Annotated in this window: 1 protein-coding gene; it reads right to left on the bottom strand. The window is 42.2% G+C overall.

Annotated elements, in window-relative coordinates; genetic code table 11:
• The coding region (locus Q5762_RS39625) for a hypothetical protein (protein WP_315897168.1) at positions 1 to 237 on the bottom strand (237 nt) is incomplete at both ends.

Genomic DNA, 237 nt, shown 5'->3' with positions numbered 1-237 from the left:
CCCCTGTGAGTCTTGTGGGTTTGCCTGTTTCGAGATTTATAACTGAAATAGACTTTTTCGTGACCCTCGAAACCTTATATTCTGCTGTGTTTAGCGAGTCGATAAGTTCTTCCCTATTTTTGTAAAACCCGTCTTCAACAAGTTGAGCAAGATGTTCGGTCAAAGCCTTTTTGAAATGCCTTCTGTTGTGTTCTTGGCTGACCCCCTCAATCGGCTTGTATTCATTAAAGAACTCGG

Origin of the sequence: Streptomyces sp. P9(2023) (genome assembly GCF_032436795.1) — a bacterium.
GTDB lineage: Bacteria > Actinomycetota > Actinomycetes > Streptomycetales > Streptomycetaceae > Streptomyces.
The sequence above is the reverse complement of the archived record's forward strand: the minus strand, read 5'-3'. Positions and strand labels throughout refer to the sequence as shown.